Source organism: Pseudomonas sp. Pc102 (assembly GCF_018408275.1).
GTDB classification, from domain to species: Bacteria; Pseudomonadota; Gammaproteobacteria; order Pseudomonadales; family Pseudomonadaceae; genus Metapseudomonas; species Metapseudomonas tohonis.
On the sequence record NZ_AP021905.1, the window covers coordinates 381,785 to 403,003 of the forward strand.

Annotated in this window: 22 protein-coding genes; 11 read left to right on the forward strand and 11 right to left on the reverse strand. The window is 68.0% G+C overall.

From position 1 onward, the window contains the following. Positions 1-5 precede the first annotated feature (5 nt). The 6 genes from ggt to PHLH3_RS01875 all read right to left on the reverse strand — a co-directional run bounded on the left by ggt (position 6) and on the right by PHLH3_RS01875 (position 6,349). The gene (gene ggt / locus PHLH3_RS01850; RefSeq protein ID WP_213627879.1) at positions 6-1,712 is read right to left on the reverse strand and encodes a gamma-glutamyltransferase; all 1,707 of its coding nucleotides are present in this window, start codon (positions 1,710-1,712) and stop codon (positions 6-8) included. Positions 1,713-1,716: 4 nt separating this feature from the next. Further along, a complete protein-coding gene (locus PHLH3_RS01855; protein ID WP_111264445.1) occupies positions 1,717-1,968 on the reverse strand; it encodes a YfhL family 4Fe-4S dicluster ferredoxin in 252 nt (83 codons plus the stop codon). Positions 1,969-2,084: 116 nt separating this feature from the next. After that, positions 2,085-2,564 carry a pantetheine-phosphate adenylyltransferase gene (coaD, locus tag PHLH3_RS01860; RefSeq protein ID WP_213627881.1) on the reverse strand — a complete coding sequence of 160 codons (480 nt, stop codon included), beginning with the start codon at positions 2,562-2,564 and terminating at the stop codon, positions 2,085-2,087. 92 nt (positions 2,565-2,656) lie between these two features. Continuing rightward, positions 2,657-4,252 (reverse strand): GMC family oxidoreductase, encoded by a 1,596-nt coding sequence (locus PHLH3_RS01865; RefSeq protein WP_213627883.1) that lies wholly within the window; start codon positions 4,250-4,252, stop codon positions 2,657-2,659. An 85-nt stretch (positions 4,253-4,337) separates the two neighbouring features. Then, complete coding sequence (locus tag PHLH3_RS01870; RefSeq protein ID WP_173175119.1) at positions 4,338-4,883, reverse strand: twin-arginine translocation pathway signal protein; 546 nt, start codon at positions 4,881-4,883, stop codon at positions 4,338-4,340. 35 nt (positions 4,884-4,918) lie between these two features. Continuing rightward, a complete protein-coding gene (locus PHLH3_RS01875) occupies positions 4,919-6,349 on the reverse strand; it encodes a coniferyl aldehyde dehydrogenase (RefSeq protein ID WP_213627885.1) in 1,431 nt (476 codons plus the stop codon). 274 nt (positions 6,350-6,623) lie between these two features. On the opposite strand from PHLH3_RS01875, the gene PHLH3_RS01880 reads away from it, so the two are divergent. Further along, positions 6,624-7,289, forward strand: a complete 666-nt coding sequence (locus PHLH3_RS01880) for a TetR/AcrR family transcriptional regulator (protein WP_111264450.1) — start codon at positions 6,624-6,626, stop codon at positions 7,287-7,289. On the opposite strand, the gene PHLH3_RS01885 is transcribed toward PHLH3_RS01880, so the two are convergent. From PHLH3_RS01885 to PHLH3_RS01900, 4 genes are read right to left on the reverse strand one after another with little or no spacing between them, the layout of a single operon-like run. Beyond that, on the reverse strand, positions 7,286-8,269 hold the full coding sequence (locus PHLH3_RS01885; protein ID WP_213627887.1) for a hydrolase: 984 nt from the start codon (positions 8,267-8,269) through the stop codon (positions 7,286-7,288). The genes PHLH3_RS01880 and PHLH3_RS01885 overlap by 4 nt on opposite strands. Further along, on the reverse strand, positions 8,266-8,865 hold the full coding sequence (gene rsmD, locus PHLH3_RS01890) for a 16S rRNA (guanine(966)-N(2))-methyltransferase RsmD (protein WP_213627889.1): 600 nt from the start codon (positions 8,863-8,865) through the stop codon (positions 8,266-8,268). The genes PHLH3_RS01885 and rsmD overlap by 4 nt, the downstream gene beginning before the upstream one ends. After that, on the reverse strand, positions 8,865-10,346 hold the full coding sequence (locus PHLH3_RS01895; protein WP_213627891.1) for a pitrilysin family protein: 1,482 nt from the start codon (positions 10,344-10,346) through the stop codon (positions 8,865-8,867). The genes rsmD and PHLH3_RS01895 overlap by 1 nt, the downstream gene beginning before the upstream one ends. Then, positions 10,339-11,694, reverse strand: coding sequence for a pitrilysin family protein (locus PHLH3_RS01900; protein WP_213627893.1), 1,356 nt, complete (start codon positions 11,692-11,694; stop codon positions 10,339-10,341). Before PHLH3_RS01900 ends, PHLH3_RS01895 begins: the two co-directional genes overlap by 8 nt. Before the next feature lie 141 nt (positions 11,695-11,835). On the opposite strand from PHLH3_RS01900, the gene ftsY reads away from it, so the two are divergent. The 5 genes from ftsY to PHLH3_RS01925 all read left to right on the forward strand — a co-directional run bounded on the left by ftsY (position 11,836) and on the right by PHLH3_RS01925 (position 16,596). Beyond that, positions 11,836-13,281 carry a signal recognition particle-docking protein FtsY gene (gene ftsY, locus PHLH3_RS01905; protein ID WP_213627895.1) on the forward strand — a complete coding sequence of 482 codons (1,446 nt, stop codon included), beginning with the start codon at positions 11,836-11,838 and terminating at the stop codon, positions 13,279-13,281. Further along, positions 13,278-13,946: a cell division ATP-binding protein FtsE gene (gene ftsE / locus PHLH3_RS01910; protein ID WP_021218338.1), complete on the forward strand. Its 669-nt coding sequence runs from the start codon at positions 13,278-13,280 to the stop codon at positions 13,944-13,946. The genes ftsY and ftsE overlap by 4 nt, the downstream gene beginning before the upstream one ends. Further along, a complete protein-coding gene (ftsX, locus tag PHLH3_RS01915) occupies positions 13,946-14,965 on the forward strand; it encodes a permease-like cell division protein FtsX (RefSeq protein WP_213627897.1) in 1,020 nt (339 codons plus the stop codon). The genes ftsE and ftsX overlap by 1 nt, the downstream gene beginning before the upstream one ends. Before the next feature lie 112 nt (positions 14,966-15,077). Further along, on the forward strand, positions 15,078-15,932 hold the full coding sequence (gene rpoH, locus PHLH3_RS01920) for an RNA polymerase sigma factor RpoH (protein ID WP_213627899.1): 855 nt from the start codon (positions 15,078-15,080) through the stop codon (positions 15,930-15,932). A gap of 58 nt (positions 15,933-15,990) precedes the next feature. Further along, positions 15,991-16,596 carry a hypothetical protein gene (locus PHLH3_RS01925; RefSeq protein ID WP_213627901.1) on the forward strand — a complete coding sequence of 202 codons (606 nt, stop codon included), beginning with the start codon at positions 15,991-15,993 and terminating at the stop codon, positions 16,594-16,596. On the opposite strand, the gene mtgA is transcribed toward PHLH3_RS01925, so the two are convergent. Next, a complete protein-coding gene (mtgA, locus tag PHLH3_RS01930; RefSeq protein WP_213627902.1) occupies positions 16,597-17,307 on the reverse strand; it encodes a monofunctional biosynthetic peptidoglycan transglycosylase in 711 nt (236 codons plus the stop codon). 69 nt (positions 17,308-17,376) lie between these two features. On the opposite strand from mtgA, the gene PHLH3_RS01935 reads away from it, so the two are divergent. The 5 genes from PHLH3_RS01935 (at position 17,377) to PHLH3_RS01955 (ending at position 21,129) form a co-directional block, all read left to right on the forward strand. Further along, positions 17,377-17,754: a DUF423 domain-containing protein gene (locus tag PHLH3_RS01935; RefSeq protein ID WP_213627904.1), complete on the forward strand. Its 378-nt coding sequence runs from the start codon at positions 17,377-17,379 to the stop codon at positions 17,752-17,754. A gap of 114 nt (positions 17,755-17,868) precedes the next feature. Then, on the forward strand, positions 17,869-18,069 hold the full coding sequence (thiS, locus tag PHLH3_RS01940; RefSeq protein WP_111262615.1) for a sulfur carrier protein ThiS: 201 nt from the start codon (positions 17,869-17,871) through the stop codon (positions 18,067-18,069). Between the two features lie 20 nt (positions 18,070-18,089). After that, entirely contained in the window at positions 18,090-18,884 is a 795-nt protein-coding gene (locus PHLH3_RS01945) for a thiazole synthase (protein ID WP_213627906.1), read from the forward strand. An 8-nt stretch (positions 18,885-18,892) separates the two neighbouring features. After that, on the forward strand, positions 18,893-19,609 hold the full coding sequence (gene trmB / locus PHLH3_RS01950; protein ID WP_213627908.1) for a tRNA (guanosine(46)-N7)-methyltransferase TrmB: 717 nt from the start codon (positions 18,893-18,895) through the stop codon (positions 19,607-19,609). A gap of 176 nt (positions 19,610-19,785) precedes the next feature. Further along, a complete protein-coding gene (locus PHLH3_RS01955) occupies positions 19,786-21,129 on the forward strand; it encodes a DUF1329 domain-containing protein (protein WP_213627910.1) in 1,344 nt (447 codons plus the stop codon). Positions 21,130-21,219 lie beyond the last annotated feature (90 nt).

Here is a 21,219-nt window from a genome sequence, read left to right on the forward strand (position 1 = left end):
GAGGCTCAGCGCCGCTCCTCCTCCAGCGTCTTGGCCAGGCCCACGCCGCGCGGGTCGCTGGCGGCTTCGATACGGCCGCCGTCCTTGTCCCAGAACAGCACTTGCTGGTTGCCGTAGCCGCGCTCGACGCGTTTCAGGCTGTAGCCACGCGACTGCAGTGCGGCGATCTCGGCGTCGCTGAAGGTGCTCGGCTCGTGCTCGATGACGTCGGGCAGGTACTGGTGGTGGTAGCGCGGCACCGCCGGCCAGCGGGCGACGGGCTGGCCGTCGAGGTATTCCAGTATCGACAGCAGCACCATGCTGGGGATGCGGCTGCCGCCCGGGGTGCCGAAGGCGGTGAATTCCTTCGCGCTCTCGATGAAGGTGGGGCTCATGCTCGACAGCGGGCGCTTGCCGGCGGCCACCGCGTTGGCCTGGCTGCCGGCCAGGCCGTAGGCGTTGGCGCCGTGGGTGTCGGCGGCGAAGTCGTCCATCTCGTCGTTGAGCAGCACGCCGGTGCCCGGGGCGACGAAGGCGGCGCCGAAGGGCAGGTTCACCGACAGCGTGGCGGCGACGGCGTTGCCGTCCTTGTCGATCACCGCGAAGTGGGTGGTGTGGTCGCCCTCGCGCCAGGCGGGGGCGGGCGGCAGGCTGGCGCTGGGGGTGGCGCGCTGCGGGTCGATGCCGGCGGCCAGGCGCTTCAGGTAGTCCGGCGCGAGCAGCTGGCTCACCGGGTTGGCGATGAAGTCGGGGTCGCCCAGCAGGCCACGGTCGCGGTAGGCACGGCGCAGCGCCTCGACCACGTAGTGGGTGCGCTGCAGCTTGTCGCCTTCACGCCAGGGCAGCTGCTGCAGCATCGCCAGGCTCTGGGCCAGGGCCACGCCGCCGGCCGAGGGCGGCGGTGCGCTGATCAGGTCGCGGCCGTCGGCCAGGGCGTAGCGCAGCGGTTGGCGTTCCACCACGCGGTAGCTGTCCAGGTCCTGCTGGGTCCAGATGCCACCGGCATCGCGCACGCCCTTCACCAGCTTTGCGGCGGTCTCGCCGGCATAGAAACCGGCCTTGCCGTAGCGGGCGATGCGCTCCAGGGTGTGGGCCAGGTCGGGTTGGCGCAGCAGGCTGAATTCATCGGGCACCTCGCCCTTGTCGTCGAGGAAGATGCGCGCCGTCTCGGGGTCGTCGCGCATCGCCGCGAGGCGGAAGCCGGCGCGCTCGATGTACACGCGATCGACGGAGATGCCGTCGCGGGCCAGGCGGATGGCCGGGGCGAGGGAATCACCGAGGGGCAGGCGACCGTGGTGCTGGGCCAGGTCCACCAGCGCGGCGGGCAGGCCGGGAATGGCGGCGGCCAGCGGGCCATTGATGGACAGCTGCGGCTGTACCTTGCCGTCGCGCATGTAGAGATCAGGGCGCGCGGCGAGGGGCGCGCGTTCGCGGGCGTCGAGGAACAGGTAGGTGGGTTGCTTGTCGCCGGCCTTGCGCAGGAGGAAGAAACCGCCGCCGCCGAGGCCGGAGCCGTGGGGCTCGGCTACCGCCAGGGCGGCGCTGATGGCCACCGCGGCGTCGAAGGCGTTGCCGCCCATGGCCAGGGTTTCCAGGCCGGCCACGGTGGCCGAGGGCTGGGCGCTGGCCACGGCCGCCTGGTCGGGAGGCGCCGCCCGCAGTGCGACGCTGAACAGCAGCAGCGCCGCGAGCAGGGCGGGGCGCCAGGCCGTGTCACGGAGCTGGCGGCCCATGGCGTCAGGCCTTGCCCGTGAGCTTCAGGTACTTGTCCATCAACTGCTCGCGGGTTTCGACACGGGCGTCGTCGAGGGGGATGCAGTCCACCGGGCAGACCTGCTGGCACTGCGGCTCGTCGTAGTGGCCGACGCACTCGGTGCACAGGTTCGGGTCGATGACATAGATCTCCTCGCCCTGGGAGATGGCGCCGTTGGGGCACTCGGGTTCGCAGACGTCGCAGTTGATGCAGTCGTCGGTGATCTTGAGGGACATGGAACAACTCCTACCGTCGCCGTGCGGCGGCGGTGTTCAGCAGACAATGGCGGAATTGTGCCGGAATGGCGCGGTCGGCGCACCTTTTGCGCGCGCCGACCGCCGTATCGCGGGGCTCAGCGCTTGAAGCGCTCGGCCAGGGCCTCGGCCACCGCGGGGTGGACGAACTTGGTGATGTCCCCGCCCAGGGCCGCTATTTCGCGCACCAGGGTGGAGGAGATGAAGGAGTACCGCTCCGACGGGGTGAGGAACATGCTCTCCACGTCCGGCGCCAACTGGCGGTTCATGTTGGCCAGCTGGAACTCGTACTCGAAATCGGAGACGGCGCGCAGGCCACGGAGGAAGACATTGGCCTTCTGCTCCTTGACGAAGTGCGCCAGCAGGGTGGAGAAGCCCACCACCTCGACGTTGGGCAGGTGCTTGGTGACTTCCCTGGCCAGCTCGACGCGTTGCTCCAGGGAGAACAGCGGGTTCTTCTTGGGGCTGGCGGCCACCGCGATGATCACGGTGTCGAACAGGCGGGAGGCACGTTCGATCAGATCGCCGTGGCCTTTGGTGATCGGGTCGAAGGTGCCCGGATACAACACTCGGTTCATCGCTACGTCCTGGCAGGGGTCCGTAAGGGAATCGGATGGTAGCGCAGCATGCCCCGGCGGCCAAGACGCCGGAGCATGCCGGTTTATCCCGCTCAGGCGCTCTTGAGGCGCTCGGCGAGGGCGGTGGATAGCTGTGCGGTCAGCCCGTAGACCGACAGCTGCGGGTTGGCGCCGATGCTGGTGGGGAACAGCGAGCCGTCGTGGATCGACAGGTTGGCCAGCTGGTGGTGACGGCCGAGGCTGTCGGTGACCGCCTGCTTCGGGTCCTCGCCCATGGCGCAACCGCCCATCACGTGTGCGCTGCCCAGGCGGGTGCGGTACAGCTCGAGCGACAGGCCGTCGATCAGCGTGCGCGCCTCGGCGGCGGTCTTCACGTAGCTGGCGTCGGCATGCAGCGGCAGCACGGCCTTGGCCCCGGCGGCGAACTGGATCTCGGCCATCACCTGGAAGGCGCGGCGCACGCCGTCCCAGGTGTAGTCGGTCATGCGGTAGTCGAGCACCGGGCTGCCGTCGCCGCGCAGTTCCACCGTGCCTTCGGCGCTGTCCGGGTGGAAGCCGTCGCGCAGCAGGGCGAGCATCACGTTGGTGTGCGGCAGCTGCTCCATGCGCAGGGCGTTGTCGATGCCGAAGCGGCCGAGCAGGGTGGCGGTGAGCGCAGGCTGCAGCGGCGGCACCTCGAGCTTGTAGGACATGCGCCCGGTGGTGCCGTCGTCCCACTGGTAGTGGTCGGAATAGATGGACTGCGGCGCGCCATAGAAGGGGTTGATGACCTGCTCGAACTGGGCGGCGGAGAAGTTCACCAGGTGCAGGAAGGTGCGCTTGCCGGTGCGGCCGTGCGGGTCGGGCGCGTCGGAGCGCAGCAGCAGGCCGGGGGTGTTGATGCCGCCACCGGAGAGCACGTAGTGCCGCGCCTTGACGGTGATGGTGCGGCCGGTGGGCGCCACGCAGCGCTCGTCCATGCCCTGGCATTCGATGCCGGTGACCTTGTCGCCGTCGATCAGCAGGCGATGGGCGCGGGCCAGGTAGAGCAGCTCGCCGCCCTTGTCGAGGGTCGCGGGGATGGTGGTGACCAGCATCGACTGCTTGGCGTTGGTCGGGCAGCCCATGCCGCAGTAGCCGAGGTTCCAGCAGCCGCGCACGTTGCGCGGGATGACCTTCCAGTGCAGGCCGAGCTTCTCGCAGCCGCTGCGCAGCACGTCGTTGTTGGGGTTCGGCGGAATGGCCCAGGGCGCGACGCCGAGGCGCTGCTCCATCTTCTCGAACCAGGGGGCCATCTCGGCCGGGCTGTGGCCCTTGACGCCGTGCTCCCTGGCCCAGTGTTCCAGGGTCGGGTCGGGGGTGCGGAAGCTGGAGGTCCAGTTGATCAGGGTGGTGCCGCCCACGGCGCGGCCCTGGAGGACGGTCACCGCGCCGTCCTTGGTCATGCGGCCGATGCCTTCCTGGTAGAGGCTCGGGTAGGCCTCGGCTTCCTGCATCTTGAAGTCGCTGCTGGTCTTCAGCGGGCCTTCCTCGATGATCAGCACCTTGTAGCCGGCGGCGCTGAGTATCTCGGCGGTGGTGCCGCCGCCCGCGCCGGAGCCGACGATGGCGACGTCGGCCTCCAGGGTCAGGTCCTGCTCGAGTCGCGAGCCATTGTGGGTCTTCCAGCCGCGGGCCATGCCGTCGGCGAACAGATCGGGTACGGGCATCAGTCAATCCTCGGTCTCGCCGAAAGCGGCCGGTCGTCGCCGGCGCCTGGTCGAGTGGTGCTTCTTGTCGTTGTGGTGGGCGCGGTCAGACGGTCGGCGGACCGGGATAACCGCAATGCGCCCAGGCTTCCTGCCTGCTGTACCAGGCCATCATCACCAGCTGCAGCAGGGAGGCGTGCCCCATCTTCAGCAGGCCGATGAAGCTGTTCTGCCAGCGGTCGAGGAAGTTGCGCACATCCTCGGCGCTGGCGTTCTCCCAGCTGCCCCAGACGCCGGTCAGCGGACCCCGGGTGATGGGCAGGGCGAGCACGTCGAAGAGCTGCACGGTGAGCTTGAGCATCTCCGGGGACAGCCGGTCCAGGGCGTAGTCCAGGCTCTGGATGGTGCCGGCCACGGCTTGCGGCATCTGCTCGGCACTGACCGCGCCATCGAGCATCACCGGGATCAGGGCGCGCAGGAAGGGCAAGTCGGAGTCGCGCAGGATCGCCAGGCCGTTGGCCGGGACGCTGGCGGAGCAGCCGGAGAGGGTGGCGGTGACGCCGGCCGTGGCGAGGAAGGCAGAGCCGAACAGGCCGACTTTGAGCAGGCTGCGCCGGGAAAGTCCCGGCGCGTTCAGGGTGGTCTCGGTCATTGTTGTTATGTACCCGTCTGATCCTTAGGGGGGCGTTAGCGGACGAACAGCTTGTAGACCAGCTTCTGGATCGATTTGCCGTAGGGCGGGTAGATCATCCGCGCGGCGTTGAAACGCTGCTTGATGAACACGCCCTTGGCCTTGCTGAAGGTGAGGAACCCTTCATGCCCGTGGTAGTGGCCCATGCCCGAGGGGCCGACGCCGCCGAAGGGCATGTCGTCCTGGGCCACGTGCAGCAGGGTGTCGTTCAGGCACACGCCGCCGGAGTGGGTTTCATGCAGCACGCGCTGCTGCTCGCGCTTGTCGTAGCCGAAGTAATAGAGCGCCAGCGGGCGCGGGCGCTGGTTGATATAGGCGAAGGCCTGGTCGAGGCGCTCGTAGGGGACGACGGGCAGCAGCGGGCCGAAGATCTCGTCCTGCATCAGCTTCATGTCGTCCTTCACATCGAGCACCAGGGTGTGCGGCAGGCGGCGGCCCTGGGCCTCGGGGAACAGCGGCACCAGGCGCGCGCCCTTGGCCTCGGCATCCTGCAGGTAGCCGTTGAGACGCTGCAGCTGGCGTTCGTTGATGATCGCGGTGTAGTCCGGGTTGTCCTTCAGTTGCGGGTAGAAGGATTTCACCGCGGTGCGGTAGGCCTCGACGAAGCCTTCGACGCGATCCCTGGGCACCAGCACGTAGTCGGGGGCGACGCAGGTCTGCCCGGCGTTCATGGTCTTGCCGAAGGCGATGCGTTCGGCGGCGTGGTCCAGCGGCACCTCGTGGGAGACGATGGCCGGCGACTTGCCGCCCAGCTCCAGGGTCACCGGGGTCAGGTTCTCGGCGGCGGCACGCATGACGTGGCGGCCGATGCTGGTGGCGCCGGTGAACAGCAGGTGGTCGAAGGGCAGCTTGGAGAAGGCGACACCGACATCGGCCTCGCCCAGGCAGACGGCGACGAGGTCCTCGGGGAAGATGCGCGCCATCAGCTCCTTGAACAGCTGGGAGGTGGCGGGGGTGGATTCGCTCATCTTCACCATCACGCGGTTGCCCGCGGCCAGGGCGCCGACCAGCGGGCCGATGGCGAGGAACAGCGGGTAGTTCCACGGCACGATCACGCCGACCACGCCCAGGGGCTGGTAGATGACCTTGGCCGATGCCGGCTGGAAGGCCATGCCGACGGCGCGGCGCGAGGGCTTCATCCAGCGGCGCACGCGGTTCTTGGCGTAGTGGATGCCGTGCAGGCTGGGCATGATCTCGGCCAGCAGGGTTTCATCCGCCGAGCGGTTGCTGAAGTCCTGGCTGATGGCGCGGATCAGCGCGTCCTGCTCGTCGAAGATCAGGTCGCGCAGGGATTTGAGCCACTGGATGCGCTGGTCGGCACTGGGCATCGGGTTGTCGCCATAGGCGGCACGTTGGCGGGCGAACAGCTCCTCGAGCTGGTTGATCTGCTGCTGGGCCTGCTGCAGATAGGCTACGTCGGCGACCATGAGCGACACCTCTCTAATTATTGTTGAAAACCGGTGCTGGATTTTTAGAGTAATTGCTCTAGTGTGTCAAATAGCATGGCGCGACAGGGCTCGCCCTGCCTACCGAACGAAAAGTTGGGCCGGCCTCCGGGCGGCCTGTAGATGGGGCAGGGAGGCCACACGAACAGGGTGCGATACGGAACGCGGAGCGCCGTGGAGGCACTCTCTGTTCCGGGACTCTGTGTAGTTTTGTTACCCTCGCCGGCTCCCCGGCAGCAGTGAGACCGATCCGCGCATGGCCCCACGTATCAAGACCCGCGAGCGAATCGTGCAATCCAGCCTGGAGCTGTTCAATGCCCAGGGGGAGCGCAACGTCACCACCAACCACATCGCCGCTCACCTGGGGATGTCGCCGGGCAACCTCTATTACCACTTCCGCAACAAGCAGGTGATCATCGCCGAGCTGTTCGCCGAGTACGAATCACGGGTCGACGCCTTCCTGCGCCTGCCTGGGGACCGCGCGCTGACGGTGGAGGACAAGACCTTCTACCTGGAGGCGTTGCTGGCGGCGATGTGGCACTACCGCTTCCTGCACCGCGACCTTGAGCACCTGCTGGAATCCGACGCCGAGCTGGCGGCGCGCTACCGGGTCTTCGCCCAGCGCTGCCTGGGGCATGCCCAGGCCATCTACCGGGGCTTCGTCGAGGTCGGCATCCTGCTGATGAACGATGCGCAGATCGAGGCCCTGGCCCTCAACAGCTGGATCATCATGACCTCCTGGGTGCGCTTCCTCTGCACCACCCGGGGCGACCCGGGCGACCTCAACGAGGAGATGCTGCGCCGTGGCATCTACCAGGTGCTGGCGCTGGAGGGGGGCTATATCGCCGCCGAGGCGCAGGAGGCGGTGGCGGCGCTCTACGAGAAGCTCTACGTGCCCCTCGACCTGGTGGTCCAGGGCTAGCGGGCGAGCCCCGCCAGCCACTGCGGTATGCGCCGTTCCAGGTAGTAGTCGGGCTTGCCCGGCGTACCGCCGATGAAGCCGACGTGACCGCCTTTCTCGTGCAGCTCCAGGCGCGTGCTGGCGGACAACTCGTGGGCCTCGGGGATGCTGTGGCGGAACACGAAGGGGTCGTCGGCGGCCTGGATCAGCAGCGCGGGCACGCGGATCTCACCGAGGAAGTAACGGCTGGAGGCGCGGCGGTAGTAATCGTCGGCGTCGGCGTAGCCGTGCAGGGGCGCGGTGATGCGGCCGTCGAAATCCCAGAAGGTGCGCATGCCGTCCAGCGGGCCTAGTTTTTCCAGCACCGAGAGGCGATCGGCCTGGCCCTGGTGGGCGAACAGGCGCTGCTTGTCGCGCACGTAGGCGACCATCTCGCGCATGAAATGGCGCTGGTAGACCCGCGAGAAGCCGGCGCCGATGCGGTCGGCGCACTGGTCCAGGCGGAAGGGCACCGAGACCGCGACGGCCCCGCGCAGGGCACAGGCCTCGCCGCTTTCACCCAGGTACTTGAGCAGCACGTTGCCGCCCAGCGAGTAACCGACGGCGAACAGCGGTGCCAGCGGGCGCACGCGGCGCAGGTGTTCGACGGTGGCGGCCAGGTCCTCGCTGGCGCCGGAGTGGTAGCCCCGGGGCAGCAGGTTGGGTTCGCCCGAGCAGCCGCGCCAGTTGATCGCCACGCTGGACCAGCCGCGCCCGGCCAGTTGCTGTTGCAGGCCGAGCACGTAGAGCGAGCTGGATGAGCCGGTGAGGCCGTGGAGCACCAGCACCAGCGGCGACTCGGCGTCGTGCGGGCCGTGCCAGTCGAGGTCGAGGAAGTCGCCATCCTCCAGCCAAAGGCGCTCGCGCCGACGCTCCAGCTGCGGTGGTTTGCGGCAGAAGGGCGACCAGAGGGTCTGCAGGTGCGGGCCCGGCAGCCACCAGGCGGGGTTGAAGTCGCTCACGCCTGGCGATGCCACAGGGCGTAGTGCACGGTGCTGGCCTTCTTCTCCCGGTGCAGGCGCCAGTTGCCCGGCAGGCCGAGGCTGGAAGGGGCGCTCTCGCTCTCGGTGTAGATCCAGGCGTCGGCGGCCAGCCAGCCATTCTCTTCCAGCAGTGCGCAGGCCGGCTGCAGCAGCGCGAGGTTGAAGGGCGGGTCGAGGAACACCAGGTCATAGGGGCGTGGCGTCTGGGTGGCCAGGTAGCGCAGCGCGTCGGCCTGCAGCAGTTGGCCAGCGCCGCAGCCGAGGGTGTCCAGGGTGCCGCGCAAGGCGGCGATCGAGTCGGGGTTCAGGTCCAGCGCCAGGGCTTCCTGGGCACCGCGGGACAGCGCCTCCAGGTACAGGGCGCCGCTGCCGGTGAAGGGGTCGAGCACCCGAGCGCCCTCCACGTAGGGCGCGAGCCAGTTGAACAGGGTTTCACGCACCCGGTCCGGCGTCGGGCGCAGGCCCGGGCCGTTGGGGAAGGCGAAGCGGCGCGAACGCCACTCGCCACCGATGATGCGCAACTGGCCCTGGCCCCCGTGGGGAGCCGGGGCTTTCTTCGGTGAACGTGCGGCCATCAGTGCTCCGGGATGCCAAAGCTGGGTTTGAAACGCTTCTCCGTCGGCGCCGGCAGTTCCTTCTGGGGAACGGTCGGGCCGGCGGTGACGATGACGAAGCTGTCCGGGTTCAGGTGCTTGTCCATGGCGGCCTTGACCTGTTCGACACTGAGCCCCTGCACCTGTTTCATGAAGTCTTCCAGGTAGGTCAGCGGCAGGCCGTAGAAGCCGATGGCGCCGAGCTGGCCGACGATGTCGGCGTTGCTCGCGGTGGACAGCGGGAAGCTGCCGGCCAGTTCGCGCTTGGCATCGTCCAGTTCCTTCTGCGTCGGGCCCTTGGCCAGGTAGTCGCGGACGATGTCCTTGACCAGCTTGAGGGTGCCGTCGCTCAGTTCGGCGCGGGTCTGCAGGCCGATCATGAAGGGGCCGGCGACCTGCATGGCGGTGAAGCCGGAGCTGACGCCGTAGGTCAGGCCGCGCTTCTCGCGCACCTCTTCCATCAACCGGGTGCCGAAGCCGCCGCCGCCGAGGATCTGGTTGCCCAGGTAGAGCGCGGCGTAGTCGGGTTCGTTGCGGTCGATGCCGAGCTGGGCCAGCAGCAGGTGGGTCTGCGCCGACGGGAACTCGATGTGGGTGGTGCCCGGCTTGGGCGTCTCGGGCGTCGCCACCTTGGCCAGCTTCGGCCCTTTCGGCAGGGCTTCGGAGACACGCTTGGCGATGGCCTCGGCTTCCTCGCGGGAAAGGTCGCCGACCAGCGCGATCACCACGTTGCCGGCGGCGTAGGCCTTCTTGTGGAAGGCCTGCAGCTGGGCGACGCCGATGGCGGGGATGGATTTCTCGTCACCCTCGCTGGAGTGGGCGTAGGGGTGTTTGCCGTAGAGCTTGTCGAACAGTGCCAGGCCGGCGAGCTTGCCGGGGTTCTGCTTCTGGTACTCGAAGCCGGCGAGCATCTGGTTCTTGATGCGTGCCAGGGAGTCCTCGGGGAAGGTCGGCGCGCCGATGACCTGGGTGAACAGGTCCAGGGCCGGGTCGCGCAGCTTCGGGTCGGTCAGGCTGCGCAGGCCGGCCACGGCCATGTCGCGGTAGGCGCCGTTGCTGAAGTCGGCCCCCAGGCCTTCGAAGCCCTGGGCGATGGCGGTGACGTCCTTGCCCTGCACGCCTTCGTTGAGCATGGCGTTGGTCAGGGTGGCAAGGCCGGGGGCGTCGCCGTCCTGGCTGCTGCCGGCGGCGAAGGTCAGGCGCAGGTCGAACATCGGCAGCTCGGGGGCGGCGACGAAGAGTACCTTGGCGCCTTCGGCCGTGTCCCAGGTCTGGATGTCCAGGTCGCGGCGGGCCGGGGCCTTGCCGTCCAGTTCGGTGATGGATTCGAGTTTCGGCGGCTCATCGGCCTCGGCGGCCTGGGCCGGCGGGGTGCGGTCGACGACGATGAACAGCAGGACGCCCAGCAGGGCGATCAGGGCCAGGCCGAGCAGGCCGTATCGCAGGCCGTTGCGCTCACTCATGGCTAGCCTCCTCGGGCAGGACGTGGGCGACGCTCAGGCGGTCGCGGGTGAAGAAGGTCTTGGCGGCGGCCTGGATGTCGGCCGGGGTCACGGCTTCCAGGGCGGCGAGGTCCTGGTCCATCAGCTTCCAGGACAGGCCGACGGTTTCCAGCTGGCCGATGGTGGTGGCCTGGCTGGTGATGGAGTCGCGTTCGTAGACCAGCCCGGCGATCACCTGGGCACGCACGCGCTTGAGTTCCTCGTCGCTCGGCGGGTTGTTCTTGAGGTCTTCCAGCTCCTTCCACAGGCCGGCTTCGGTCTGCTCCAGGGTCTTGCCCTTCTGCACGTTGGGCGTGGCGCTGAGCATGAACAGGCTGTCGCCGCGCGGGTAGCCGTCGTAGTTGGCCGAGGCGCCGCTGACCAGCTCCTCGCCACGCTCCAGGCGGCTGGGCAGGCGGGCGCTGTAGCCGCCATCGAGCAGGGCGGAGATCAGGCGCAGGGCGTGGACCTGGCGGGGCTCCTTGGCGGTGGCGAGGCCGGGGACGTTGAAGCCCATGATCAGGCTCGGCAGCTGGGTCTTCACGTGCAGGACGATGCGGCGCTCACCCGGTGCGGCGAGCTCCAGGGGCTTCTTCGAGGGCGGTACGGCGCGGCCGGGGATGCCGCCGAACCAGCGCTGGGCCAGGGCCTTGACCTCTTCGCCCTTGACGTCGCCGACCACCACCAGGGTGGCGTTGTTGGGCACGTACCAGGACTCGTACCAGTGGCGCAGTTCCTCGACCTTCATGCGGTCCAGGTCGGCCATCCAGCCGATGGTGGGGGTGTGGTAGCCGCTGGCGGGATAGGCCATGGCCTTGAAGCGCTCGAAGGCCTTGGCGGTGGGGCGGTCGTCGGTGCGCAGGCGGCGCTCTTCCTTGATCACCTCGATCTCGCGCTCGAACTCTTCCGGCGGCAGGCGCAGGCTGGCCATGCGGTCGGCCTCCAGCTCGAAGGCGACGCTCAGGCGGTCGCGCGCCAGGACCTGGTAATAGGCGGTGTAGTCGTCGCTGGTGAAGGCGTTCTCCTCGGCACCGAGGTCGCGCAGCACCAGGGAAGCCTCGCCCGGGCCGAGCTTGCGGCTGCCCTTGAACATCATGTGTTCGAGGGCGTGGGAGAGGCCGGTCTGGCCCGGGGTCTCGTAGCTGGAGCCGACCTTGTACCAGAGCTGGGAAACTACCACCGGGGCCCTGTGGTCTTCTCTGACGACGATTTTCAGGCCGTTTTCGAGGGTGTATTCATGGGTGGGTTGGGATTCTGCGGCATGGGCGGCTATCGGCAGACAAAGGGCGCCGAACAGCAAGCCGGCGGCGTGGCGGGCAATCGCTTTCATCGATGTTTTTGACCTTTCGGACGGCCCCGGCGGACGTACCGCCTGCGGGCGAAGAGGTGCTAGGATACTCCATCCCTTTCCGGCACGGCGACGCTACCGGGCCAGGCCCAGAGCGGCCGCTCCTTGAGATACAAGCTACCCATGTTTGGTTCCAACGACGACAAGAAGACGCCGGCCGAGGCCGCTGAGAAAAAATCACTGTTCGGCTGGCTGCGCAAGAAACCGCAGGAAGCGGCTCCCGTGCCGCCCGCAGAACCCGTCCCATCCGAGCTGCCTCCCGTCGAGGCGGAGCCCGTGGCACCCGCGCCCGTGGCGGAACCCGTTGCCGAGGTGGCGCCCGCCGCCCCGCCGGTCGAGCCGCAGCCCGAGCCCACCCCCGCTGCGCCGCAGCCGCCGGTGGACCTGGCGCCGGTCCCGGCCGAGCCTGTCGCACCTGCACCTGCACCTGCACCTGCACCTGCACCTGCACCTGCACCCGCACTTGCACCCGCACTTGCACCTGCAGCGCCGGTCGAGCCTGTCGTCAGTGCCCCCGCGCCGACCGCCGAGGCCGCCCCGGCGCCGGTTGTCGAGGCTCCTGTTCCGGCTGCCGAGCCCGCCGTCGACGCGCCCGCCGCCGCACCGGCCCAGCCGCAGCCCGTGGCCGAAGCCGCCAAGGCCGGTTTCTTTGCCCGCCTCAAGCAGGGCCTGTCGAAGACCAGCGCCAGCCTGGGCGAGGGCATGGCCAGCCTGTTCCTCGGGCGCAAGGCCATCGACGATGACCTGCTCGACGAGATCGAGACCCGCCTGCTGACCGCCGACGTCGGCGTCGAGGCCACCACCGCCATCGTCCAGAGCCTGACCCAGAAGGTCGCGCGCAAGCAGCTGGCCGACAGCGACGCCCTGTACCAGGCCCTGCAGGACGAACTCGCCGCGCTGCTCAAGCCGGTCGAACAGCCCCTGCGGATCGATGCCGGTAAGCGTCCCTACGTGATCCTCGTGGTCGGCGTGAACGGCGTCGGCAAGACCACCACCATCGGCAAGCTGGCCAAGAAGCTGCAGCTCGAAGGCAAGAAGGTCATGCTCGCCGCCGGCGACACCTTCCGCGCCGCGGCCGTTGAGCAACTGCAGGTCTGGGGCGAGCGCAACAACATCGCCGTCATCGCCCAGCACACCGGTGCCGATTCCGCCTCGGTGATCTTCGATGCCGTGCAGGCCGCGAAGGCCCGTGGCATCGACGTGCTGATCGCCGACACCGCCGGCCGCCTGCACACCAAGGACAACCTCATGGAGGAGCTTAAGAAGGTGCGCCGCGTGATCGGCAAGCAGGACGAGAGCGCCCCCCACGAGGTGCTGCTGGTGCTGGATGCCGGCACCGGCCAGAACGCCATCAACCAGGCCAAGCAGTTCCACCAGGCGGTCAGCCTTTCCGGCCTGGCGCTGACCAAGCTCGACGGCACCGCCAAGGGCGGGGTGATCTTCGCCCTGGCCAAGCAGTTCGGCCTGCCGATCCGCTACATCGGCGTCGGCGAAGGCATCGACGACCTGCGCGATTTCGAGGCCGAGTCCTTCGTTCGCGCGCTGTTCGCGGAGCGGGAGCGCGCATGATCCGTTTCGAGCAGGTGGGCAAGCGGTACCCCAACGGCCACGTCGGCCTGCATGAACTGAGCTTCCGCGTACGCCGTGGCGAGTTCCTCTTCGTCACCGGCCACTCCGGCGCCGGCAAGAGCACCCTGCTGCGCCTGCTGCTCGCCATGGAGCGTCCGACCACCGGCAAGCTCCTGCTGGCGGGCCAGGACCTGTCGCAGATCACCACCTCGCAGATCCCCTTCCTGCGCCGGCAGATAGGCGTGGTGTTCCAGAACCACCAGCTGCTGTTCGACCGCACCGTGTTCGACAACGTCGCCCTGCCGTTGCAGATCCTCGGCCTCGCCAAGCCGGAGATCGCCAAGCGCGTCGGTGTGGCGCTGGAGCGTGTCTCCCTGGCCGACAAGGCCGAGCTCTACCCGGCCGATCTTTCCACCGGCCAGCAACAGCGCGTCGGCATCGCCCGCGCCGTGGTGCACCGCCCGGCCCTGCTGTTGGCGGACGAGCCCACCGGCAACCTCGACCCGCGCCTGGCGGCCGAGATCATGGGCGTCTTCGAGGACATCAACCGCTTGGGCACCACGGTTCTGATCGCCAGCCACGACCTGGCGCTGATCGCCCGCATGCGCCACCGCATGCTCACCCTGCAACGTGGCCGCCTGATCGGCGATGGGGAGGCCGGCTGATGAGTGCGACCCGCATGCCGCCACCCAAGCCCGCCGAGCGGGTGGGCGCCACCGCCAAGCCAACCGAGCCGCAGAAGGGCGGCGACGACGGCCCTGATTTCAGCGCCCTGCTGCACGCCTGGCTGGAGGCGCATCGCGCAAGCCTGGTGGACAGCCTGCGTCGACTGGGCCGCCAGCCCATCGGCAGCTTCTTCACCAGCCTGGTGATGGCCATCGCCCTGAGCCTGCCCATGGGCCTGTCGCTGCTGCTCAACAACGTCGAGCGCCTGGGTGGTTCCTGGCAGCGCGCCGCGCAGATCTCGCTGTTCCTGCAGATGGACGCCGGCGAGGCCGACGGCCAGAAGCTGCGCGAGGAGATCAGCAGCATGGCGGATGTCGCCGAGGTCGAGTGGATCAGCCGCGAGCAGGCGCTGGACGAATTCCAGCAGCAGTCCGGCCTGGGCCAGGCGCTCAAGGAACTGCCGGAGAACCCGCTGCCCGGGGTGATCCTGGTCACCCCCAGGGAAGTCGACAAGACCACCCTCGAGGCCCTGCGCCTGCGCCTGGCCGAGCTGCCCAAGGTGCAACAGGCCCAGCTCGACCTGGTCTGGGTGGAGCGGCTGTCGGCGATCCTCAAGCTGGGCGAGCGCTTCGTCTTCGGCCTGACCCTGCTGCTGGTGTCGGCGCTGCTGCTGGTGATAGGCAACACCATCCGCCTGCACATCGAGAACCGCCGCACCGAGATCGAAGTCATCAAGCTGGTAGGTGGAACCGATGCCTATGTACGGCGTCCCTTCCTTTATATGGGCGCGCTCTATGGCATTGGCGCCGGGCTGCTGTCCTGGCTGGTGCTGGCCTTCGGCCTGGACTGGCTGAATGATGCGGTGGTCCGGCTCGCCGGCCTGTACGGCAGCGACTTCGCCCTTGGCGGCGTGCCATTGGCCGACGGTCTATCCCTGCTTCTGGGCGCGGTGCTGCTGGGGTACATTGGCGCCTGGCTGGCCGTGGCGCGCCATCTCAGCGAGCTGGCGCCGCGCTAGAAATCCCTTGAAAGGACTGCTAATGGATGGGGTGTAACGAAACTTTTACGCCCCCTTGCAGTCATAAAAGCCAGTGCTAAACTGCGCGAGCTTAGTGAATCGGAGGATTCGCATGACCACTTCCCTGCAACCTGTCTATGCCCTGGCTCCCGGTGCGAACCTGGATGCCTACGTGCATGCGGTCAATGGCATCCCGCTGCTGACTCCCGAGCAGGAGCGCGAACTGGCCGAACGCCTCTTCTACCAACAGGATCTGGAAGCGGCGCGGCAAATGGTGTTGGCGCACCTGCGCTTCGTTGTACACATCGCCAAGAGCTACTCCGGCTATGGTCTGGCCCAGGCCGACCTGATCCAGGAAGGCAACGTCGGCCTGATGAAGGCCGTGAAGCGCTTCAACCCGGAAATGGGCGTGCGTCTGGTGTCCTTCGCGGTGCACTGGATCAAGGCCGAGATCCACGAATTCATCCTGCGCAACTGGCGCATCGTCAAGGTCGCCACCACCAAGGCACAGCGCAAACTGTTCTTCAACCTGCGCAGCCAGAAGAAACGCCTGGCCTGGCTGAACAACGACGAAGTCCACGCCGTGGCCGAGAGCCTGGGCGTGGAGCCGCGTGAAGTGCGGGAGATGGAAAGCCGGCTGACCGGCCACGACATGGCGTTCGATCCGGCGGCGGATGCCGACGACGATGCCGCCTACCAGTCGCCGGCCCACTACCTTGAGGACCACCGCTACGATCCGGCCCGACAGCTGGAGGAAGCGGACTGGAGCGACAGCTCCACCGCCAGCCTGCACGAAGCGCTGGAAGGCCTGGACGAGCGCAGCCGTGACATCCTAAACCAGCGTTGGCTGGCCGAGGAGAAAGCGACCCTGCATGACCTGGCCGCGAAGTACAACGTCTCCGCCGAGCGTATCCGCCAGTTGGAGAAAAATGCGATGAACAAGCTCAAGGGCTTCATCCAGGCGTAAGCCAGCCACCCCATCCAAGCCGCCCCCTCGGGCGGCTTTTTTCTGCCCGGAGCGAACCATGCCGATGCCCCCACTCCGTCCGCGACACTGGCTGTTGTTCGTCCTGATCGCAGCGGCCTTCTTCTCCCTGGCGCTGTGGATGCAGCGCGGTGGCGAGTCCGGCACGCCGCTGGCCTGGGTGAGCGCCTGGCAGCAGCCGTTGCTGGAACCCATGGCCGAGGGCGAACTGACCCTGGGGGCGCTGAACCGCGAGTCACCGGGTGAATTGTGGTTGCAGCCCGGCAGCGACGGGCCGCGCCTGCTGTTCCGCAGCACCGGTGACGGTGCGGATGCCTGCAACCTGGAAGCGGAGCTGGCCCTGGACGCGGGCGAGCGCGAGAGCCTGCTCAAGGCCCTGGGGACCGGCGCTGGCCAGGGCGACCAACCATTGAGCCCGCAGATGCTGGAGCAACTGGCCGGGCACCGCCTGGCCGCGCTGGAGTTGCGTCCGCAGCAACCACCGGCGGCCTCGCGCCTTGCCGCCAGCATCGGCCAACCGCGCCTGCGCCTGCAGTTGGGGGAGGGCGAGGCCTGGGTCTATCCGGCCGAGGGGCTGACCGCCCATGTGCTCGACGAGCAGGTGCATCAGGTTCGCGTGGTGCCGCGCAGCACGCTCAGGCACTGATCAGATCGGTGTGGCCGGCTTGAGCTGCTCGAGGTAGTGGGTGCCGCCGAGCTGGGCCATCTGCCGGCGGATCCAGCCGGCGCGGCGCGCGACGTAGTTGCCTGGGCGCCCGGCATGCCACTCGCGCGGGTTGGGCAGCACGGCGGCCAGCAGGCTCGATTGCTGGCGTGACAGGTAGGGCGCGCCGATGCCGAAATGGTACCTGGCCGCCGCCTCGGCGCCGAACACGCCATCGCCCCATTCCACGCTGTTGAGGTAGACCTCGAGGATGCGCTGCTTCGACCAGAACAGCTCGATCAGCGCGGTGAACCAGGCCTCCAGCCCCTTGCGCAGCCAGCTGCGGCCGGACCAGAGGAAGACGTTCTTGGCCACCTGCTGGCTCAGGGTGCTGGCGCCGCGCAGCGAGCCGCCGCGCTCATTGTGGGCGAGGGCGGCGCGGATCGCCGGGACATCGAAGCCCCAGTGCTCGGCGAACTTCTGGTCCTCGGCGGCGATCACCGCGATCTTCAGGTCGTCCGGCAGCTCCTTCCAGGGACGCCAGCTGCGCTTGAGGTCGATGGGTTCGCCGTCGATCCAGGACTCTATCTTGCGCTCCACCATCAGCATGGTCCCGGGCGGCGGCACCCAGCGGAATAGCAGCACCAGCAGCACCGAGCCGGCGACGAACCAGAGCAGCAGTTTGAACAGGCGACGGCTGAGGGATCGGAACATGCGTGGCTTGGCCGGGGGATGGTTTGCGCGCCATTATAGCGACCGCTTCCTACTTGTCTGGAGTCTTCGATGGCCCGTCTGTTCCTGCTGCTTTCCGCCTTCGCCGGATTCACCGGCGTCGCCCTCGGCGCCTTCGCCGCCCACGGCCTCAGGGCCCGCCTCACGCCCGAGCACCTGGCGGTATTCCAGACCGGCACCCACTACCAACTGATCCACGCACTCGCCCTGTTCGGCGTCGGCCTGCTGTCCCTGCACCTGCCCGGGCGCCTGGTCAGTGCCGCCGGCGGCCTGTTCGCCCTCGGCATCCTGCTGTTCTCCGGGAGCCTCTACGCGCTCACCCTCAGCGGTGTCGGCAAGCTCGGCATCATCACGCCCTTCGGTGGCGTGGCCTTCCTCGGCGGCTGGCTGTGCCTGGGTCTGGCGGCCTGGCAACTGGCGGCACGCTGATCGTCCCAAGTCTGACCCTGGCGTCAAAAATGAGGACGAATGGCGCCATTCAGCCTTGGTCATCGGCATGGATCGGGCTAGAATGCCGACCCCTCAAGTTGTGACCGCATCGTCATGCACATTCAGTTGAACGGCGAACCTTTCGAGCTGCCCGACGGCCAGACCGTCGCGGACCTGATCGCGCGCCTGGACCTGACTGGCCGCCGTGTCGCGGTCGAACTCAACCTCGATATCGTGCCGCGCAGCCAGCATGCCGCCACCGCGCTCAGCGAAGGCGACCGGGTCGAAGTGGTACACGCCATCGGTGGCGGCTAGGCCGCCCGCTAGGAGTCCTCATGAGCCATACGCCGATCGACAAGCCATTCACCCTGGCTGGTCGTACCTATGAGTCGCGCCTGCTGGTCGGCACCGGCAAGTACAAGGACCTCGACGAAACCCGCCGCGCCATCGAGGCCTCGGGTGCCGAGATCGTCACCGTCGCGGTGCGCCGCACCAACATCGGCCAGAACCCCGGCGAGCCCAACCTGCTCGACGTGATCCCGCCGAGCCGCTACACCATCCTGCCGAACACCGCCGGCTGCTACGACGCGGTGGAAGCCGTGCGCACCTGCCGCCTGGCCCGCGAGCTGCTGGATGGGCACAACCTGGTCAAGCTGGAAGTCCTGGCCGACCAGAAGACCCTCTTCCCCAACGTGATCGAGACCCTCAAAGCCGCCGAAGTGCTGGTCAAGGAAGGTTTCGACGTGATGGTCTACACCAGCGACGACCCCATCATCGCCCGCCAGCTGGCCGAGATGGGCTGCATCGCGGTGATGCCTCTGGCCGGCCTGATCGGCTCGGGCCTGGGCATCTGCAACCCCTACAACCTGCGCATCATCCTCGAGGAAGCCAAGGTACCGGTGCTGGTGGATGCCGGCGTGGGCACCGCCTCCGATGCCACCATCGCCATGGAACTGGGTTGCGAGGCCGTGTTGATGAACACCGCCATCGCCCACGCCCAGGACCCGGTGATGATGGGCGAGGCCATGAAGCACGCCATCGTCGCCGGCCGCCTCGCCTACCTGGCCGGGCGCATGCCGCGCAAGCTCTACGCCAGCGCCTCGTCGCCGCTGGATGGTCTGATCCGCTGAGATAAACCATGACTGAACAGCAGGACTCGCCGGCAGAAGCCGGCGAAGTGCGTCACCGCACCATCAAGAGTTTCGTGATGCGCGCCGGGCGCATGACCGAAGGCCAGCAACGTGGCCTCGACCAGGGCTGGCCGAAATTCGGCCTGGACCTGGCCGACGGCCCGCGTGACTTCGACGCGGTATTCGGCCGCAGCGCCCCGCGCACCTTCGAGATAGGCTTCGGCATGGGCCACGCCACCCTGGAGATGGCCGCCGCCGCGCCGGACCAGGATTTCATCGGTGTCGAGGTTCACCGCCCCGGCGTCGGCGCGCTGCTCAACGGCGCCATGACCCAAGGCCTGACCAACATCCGCGTCTACAGCTGCGACGCCCTGGAAGTGCTGCGCGACTGCGTGGCCGATGACAGCCTCGAGCGCGTGCTGCTGTTCTTCCCGGACCCGTGGCACAAGTCGCGCCACCACAAGCGTCGCATCGTCCAGCCGGCCTTCGCCGAACTGGTACGCAGCAAGCTGCGCATCGGGGGCGTGCTGCACATGGCCACCGACTGGGAGCACTACGCGGAACACATGCTGGAGGTGATGAACGCCGCGCCCGGCTACCGCAACCTGGCGGAAGACGGTCGCTACGTACCGCGCCCGCAAGAGCGCCCGATCACCAAGTTCGAACGCCGCGGCGAGCGCCTCGGCCACGGCGTATGGGACCTCAAGTTCCAGCGCATCGACTGATACACCTTCGCGGCCCAGGCCGCGAACGCCACGGACGAGCACAACCCTAGACCGGGACCACCCGGCGCCAGGACGGCACCCTCACCTGATCCGACGTAGATAAAGAGCCCCGCCTATAGTGGTGGTGGCACAAGAACAATAGCGGTGCGACTCGAACGCACCGCGAGGAGAAGGCTGTGTTGAGAAAGTTTGCAATTCTGCTTCTGGCCTCCTGTGCCCTGCAGGCGCAGGCCAAGGTCGGTGCCGACGATGCCGCGCGGCTCGGTGGGGAGCTGACGCCGCTGGGCGGTCAGCGCGCGGGCAATGCCGAGGGCTCGATCCCGGCGTGGGACGGCGGCCTGTCGACGCCGCCGGCGGGCTACCAGCCCGGCATGCACCACCCCGACCCCTTCGGGGCCGAGGCCCCCAAGTACGTCATCAACAGCAAGAACGTCGGCCAGTACGCGGCGCAGCTGCCGGCCGGCCTCAAGGCGCTGGTGGAGACCTACCCGGACTACTCCGTGCGCGTGTTCCCCACCCATCGCAGTGCCGCGGCGCCGCAGCGCATCTATGACGCCACCCGCTTCAACGCCCTCAACGGCGAGCTGATCGCCGGCGGCAACGGTGTTCAGGGCGTGGCGGCGGGCATCCCCTTCCCGATCCCTTCCAGCGGCCTGGAAGTCATCTGGAACCACATCCTGCGTTACCGCGGCGACCAGATCCACTTCGTCACCAACCAGGCGGCGGTGCTGGCCAACGGCAGCTACAACCTGCTCAAGCTGGATCGCAACATCTACTTCGTGTACGGCCGTGACGGCGTGCAGCCGAAGGACCTGGAAAACACCATCTTCTATTACAAGTACGCCGTCGTAGCGCCGGCCAAGCTGGCAGGTTCCGCGCTGGTGGTGCAGGAGACCCTCGACCAGGTGCTGTCGATCCGCAAGGCGTGGCGCTTCAACCGTGGCGAACGCCGCGTGCGTCGCCTGCCGATGCTGGCCTACGACACCCTGCAGCCGGACACCAACGGCATGGCCACCGCCGACGTCGTCGACTCCTACAACGGTGCCCCGGAGCGCTACGAGTGGAAGCTGGTGGGCAAGCAGGAAACCCTGGTGCCCTACAACAGCTACGCCGTGCACCAGAAGGGCATCCCCTACGATCAGATCCTCAAGACCAAGTTCGTCAACCCGGACCTGCTGCGCTACGAGCTGCACCGCACCTGGGTGGTCGAGGCGACCCTGCGCAAGGGCTTCGCCCACCCCTACGCCAAGCGGCGCTTCTACATAGACGAGGACAGCTGGCAGATCCTCGCGGTCGACCTGTACGACAAGGACGGCCAGTTGATCGGCCTGCAGGAAAGCCACCCGATCAGCTACTACGATGTACCGATGTTCGGCAGCACCCTGGAGACCATCTACGACTTCAAGGGCGGCCGCTACTTCGCCGATGGCCTCGACAACAACGAGCCCATGTACGACTTCAACGCGCCACTGAGCCCGCGTGACTTCACGCCGCAGGCCCTGCGCCGCGAAGGCAACTGATATTCCGGCCTGCCTGGCCACTCCAGCCGCCCTTCGGGGCGGCTTTTTATTGGGCGCGAAAGTGTCGTCCGGGTGCGCGGGGCAGGCCGA

What these genes read in the sequence shown, in the direction of transcription:
- PHLH3_RS01855 (WP_111264445.1), bottom strand. Translation starts at nt 1,968, where the DNA reads ATGTCCCTCAAGATCACCGACGACTGCATCAACTGCGACGTCTGCGAA.
- rsmD (WP_213627889.1), bottom strand. Translation starts at nt 8,865, where the DNA reads ATGGCCGCACGTTCACCGAAGAAAGCCCCGGCTCCCCACGGGGGCCAG.
- PHLH3_RS01925 (WP_213627901.1), top strand. Translation starts at nt 15,991, where the DNA reads ATGCCGATGCCCCCACTCCGTCCGCGACACTGGCTGTTGTTCGTCCTG.
- PHLH3_RS01870 (WP_173175119.1), bottom strand. Translation starts at nt 4,883, where the DNA reads ATGACCGAGACCACCCTGAACGCGCCGGGACTTTCCCGGCGCAGCCTG.
- coaD (WP_213627881.1), bottom strand. Translation starts at nt 2,564, where the DNA reads ATGAACCGAGTGTTGTATCCGGGCACCTTCGACCCGATCACCAAAGGC.
- PHLH3_RS01935 (WP_213627904.1), top strand. Translation starts at nt 17,377, where the DNA reads ATGGCCCGTCTGTTCCTGCTGCTTTCCGCCTTCGCCGGATTCACCGGC.
- PHLH3_RS01875 (WP_213627885.1), bottom strand. Translation starts at nt 6,349, where the DNA reads ATGGTCGCCGACGTAGCCTATCTGCAGCAGGCCCAGCAGCAGATCAAC.
- PHLH3_RS01900 (WP_213627893.1), bottom strand. Translation starts at nt 11,694, where the DNA reads ATGAAAGCGATTGCCCGCCACGCCGCCGGCTTGCTGTTCGGCGCCCTT.
- PHLH3_RS01865 (WP_213627883.1), bottom strand. Translation starts at nt 4,252, where the DNA reads ATGCCCGTACCCGATCTGTTCGCCGACGGCATGGCCCGCGGCTGGAAG.
- ftsY (WP_213627895.1), top strand. Translation starts at nt 11,836, where the DNA reads ATGTTTGGTTCCAACGACGACAAGAAGACGCCGGCCGAGGCCGCTGAG.
- ggt (WP_213627879.1), bottom strand. Translation starts at nt 1,712, where the DNA reads ATGGGCCGCCAGCTCCGTGACACGGCCTGGCGCCCCGCCCTGCTCGCG.
- PHLH3_RS01945 (WP_213627906.1), top strand. Translation starts at nt 18,090, where the DNA reads ATGAGCCATACGCCGATCGACAAGCCATTCACCCTGGCTGGTCGTACC.
- trmB (WP_213627908.1), top strand. Translation starts at nt 18,893, where the DNA reads ATGACTGAACAGCAGGACTCGCCGGCAGAAGCCGGCGAAGTGCGTCAC.
- mtgA (WP_213627902.1), bottom strand. Translation starts at nt 17,307, where the DNA reads ATGTTCCGATCCCTCAGCCGTCGCCTGTTCAAACTGCTGCTCTGGTTC.
- rpoH (WP_213627899.1), top strand. Translation starts at nt 15,078, where the DNA reads ATGACCACTTCCCTGCAACCTGTCTATGCCCTGGCTCCCGGTGCGAAC.
- ftsX (WP_213627897.1), top strand. Translation starts at nt 13,946, where the DNA reads ATGAGTGCGACCCGCATGCCGCCACCCAAGCCCGCCGAGCGGGTGGGC.
- ftsE (WP_021218338.1), top strand. Translation starts at nt 13,278, where the DNA reads ATGATCCGTTTCGAGCAGGTGGGCAAGCGGTACCCCAACGGCCACGTC.
- PHLH3_RS01880 (WP_111264450.1), top strand. Translation starts at nt 6,624, where the DNA reads ATGGCCCCACGTATCAAGACCCGCGAGCGAATCGTGCAATCCAGCCTG.
- thiS (WP_111262615.1), top strand. Translation starts at nt 17,869, where the DNA reads ATGCACATTCAGTTGAACGGCGAACCTTTCGAGCTGCCCGACGGCCAG.
- PHLH3_RS01895 (WP_213627891.1), bottom strand. Translation starts at nt 10,346, where the DNA reads ATGAGTGAGCGCAACGGCCTGCGATACGGCCTGCTCGGCCTGGCCCTG.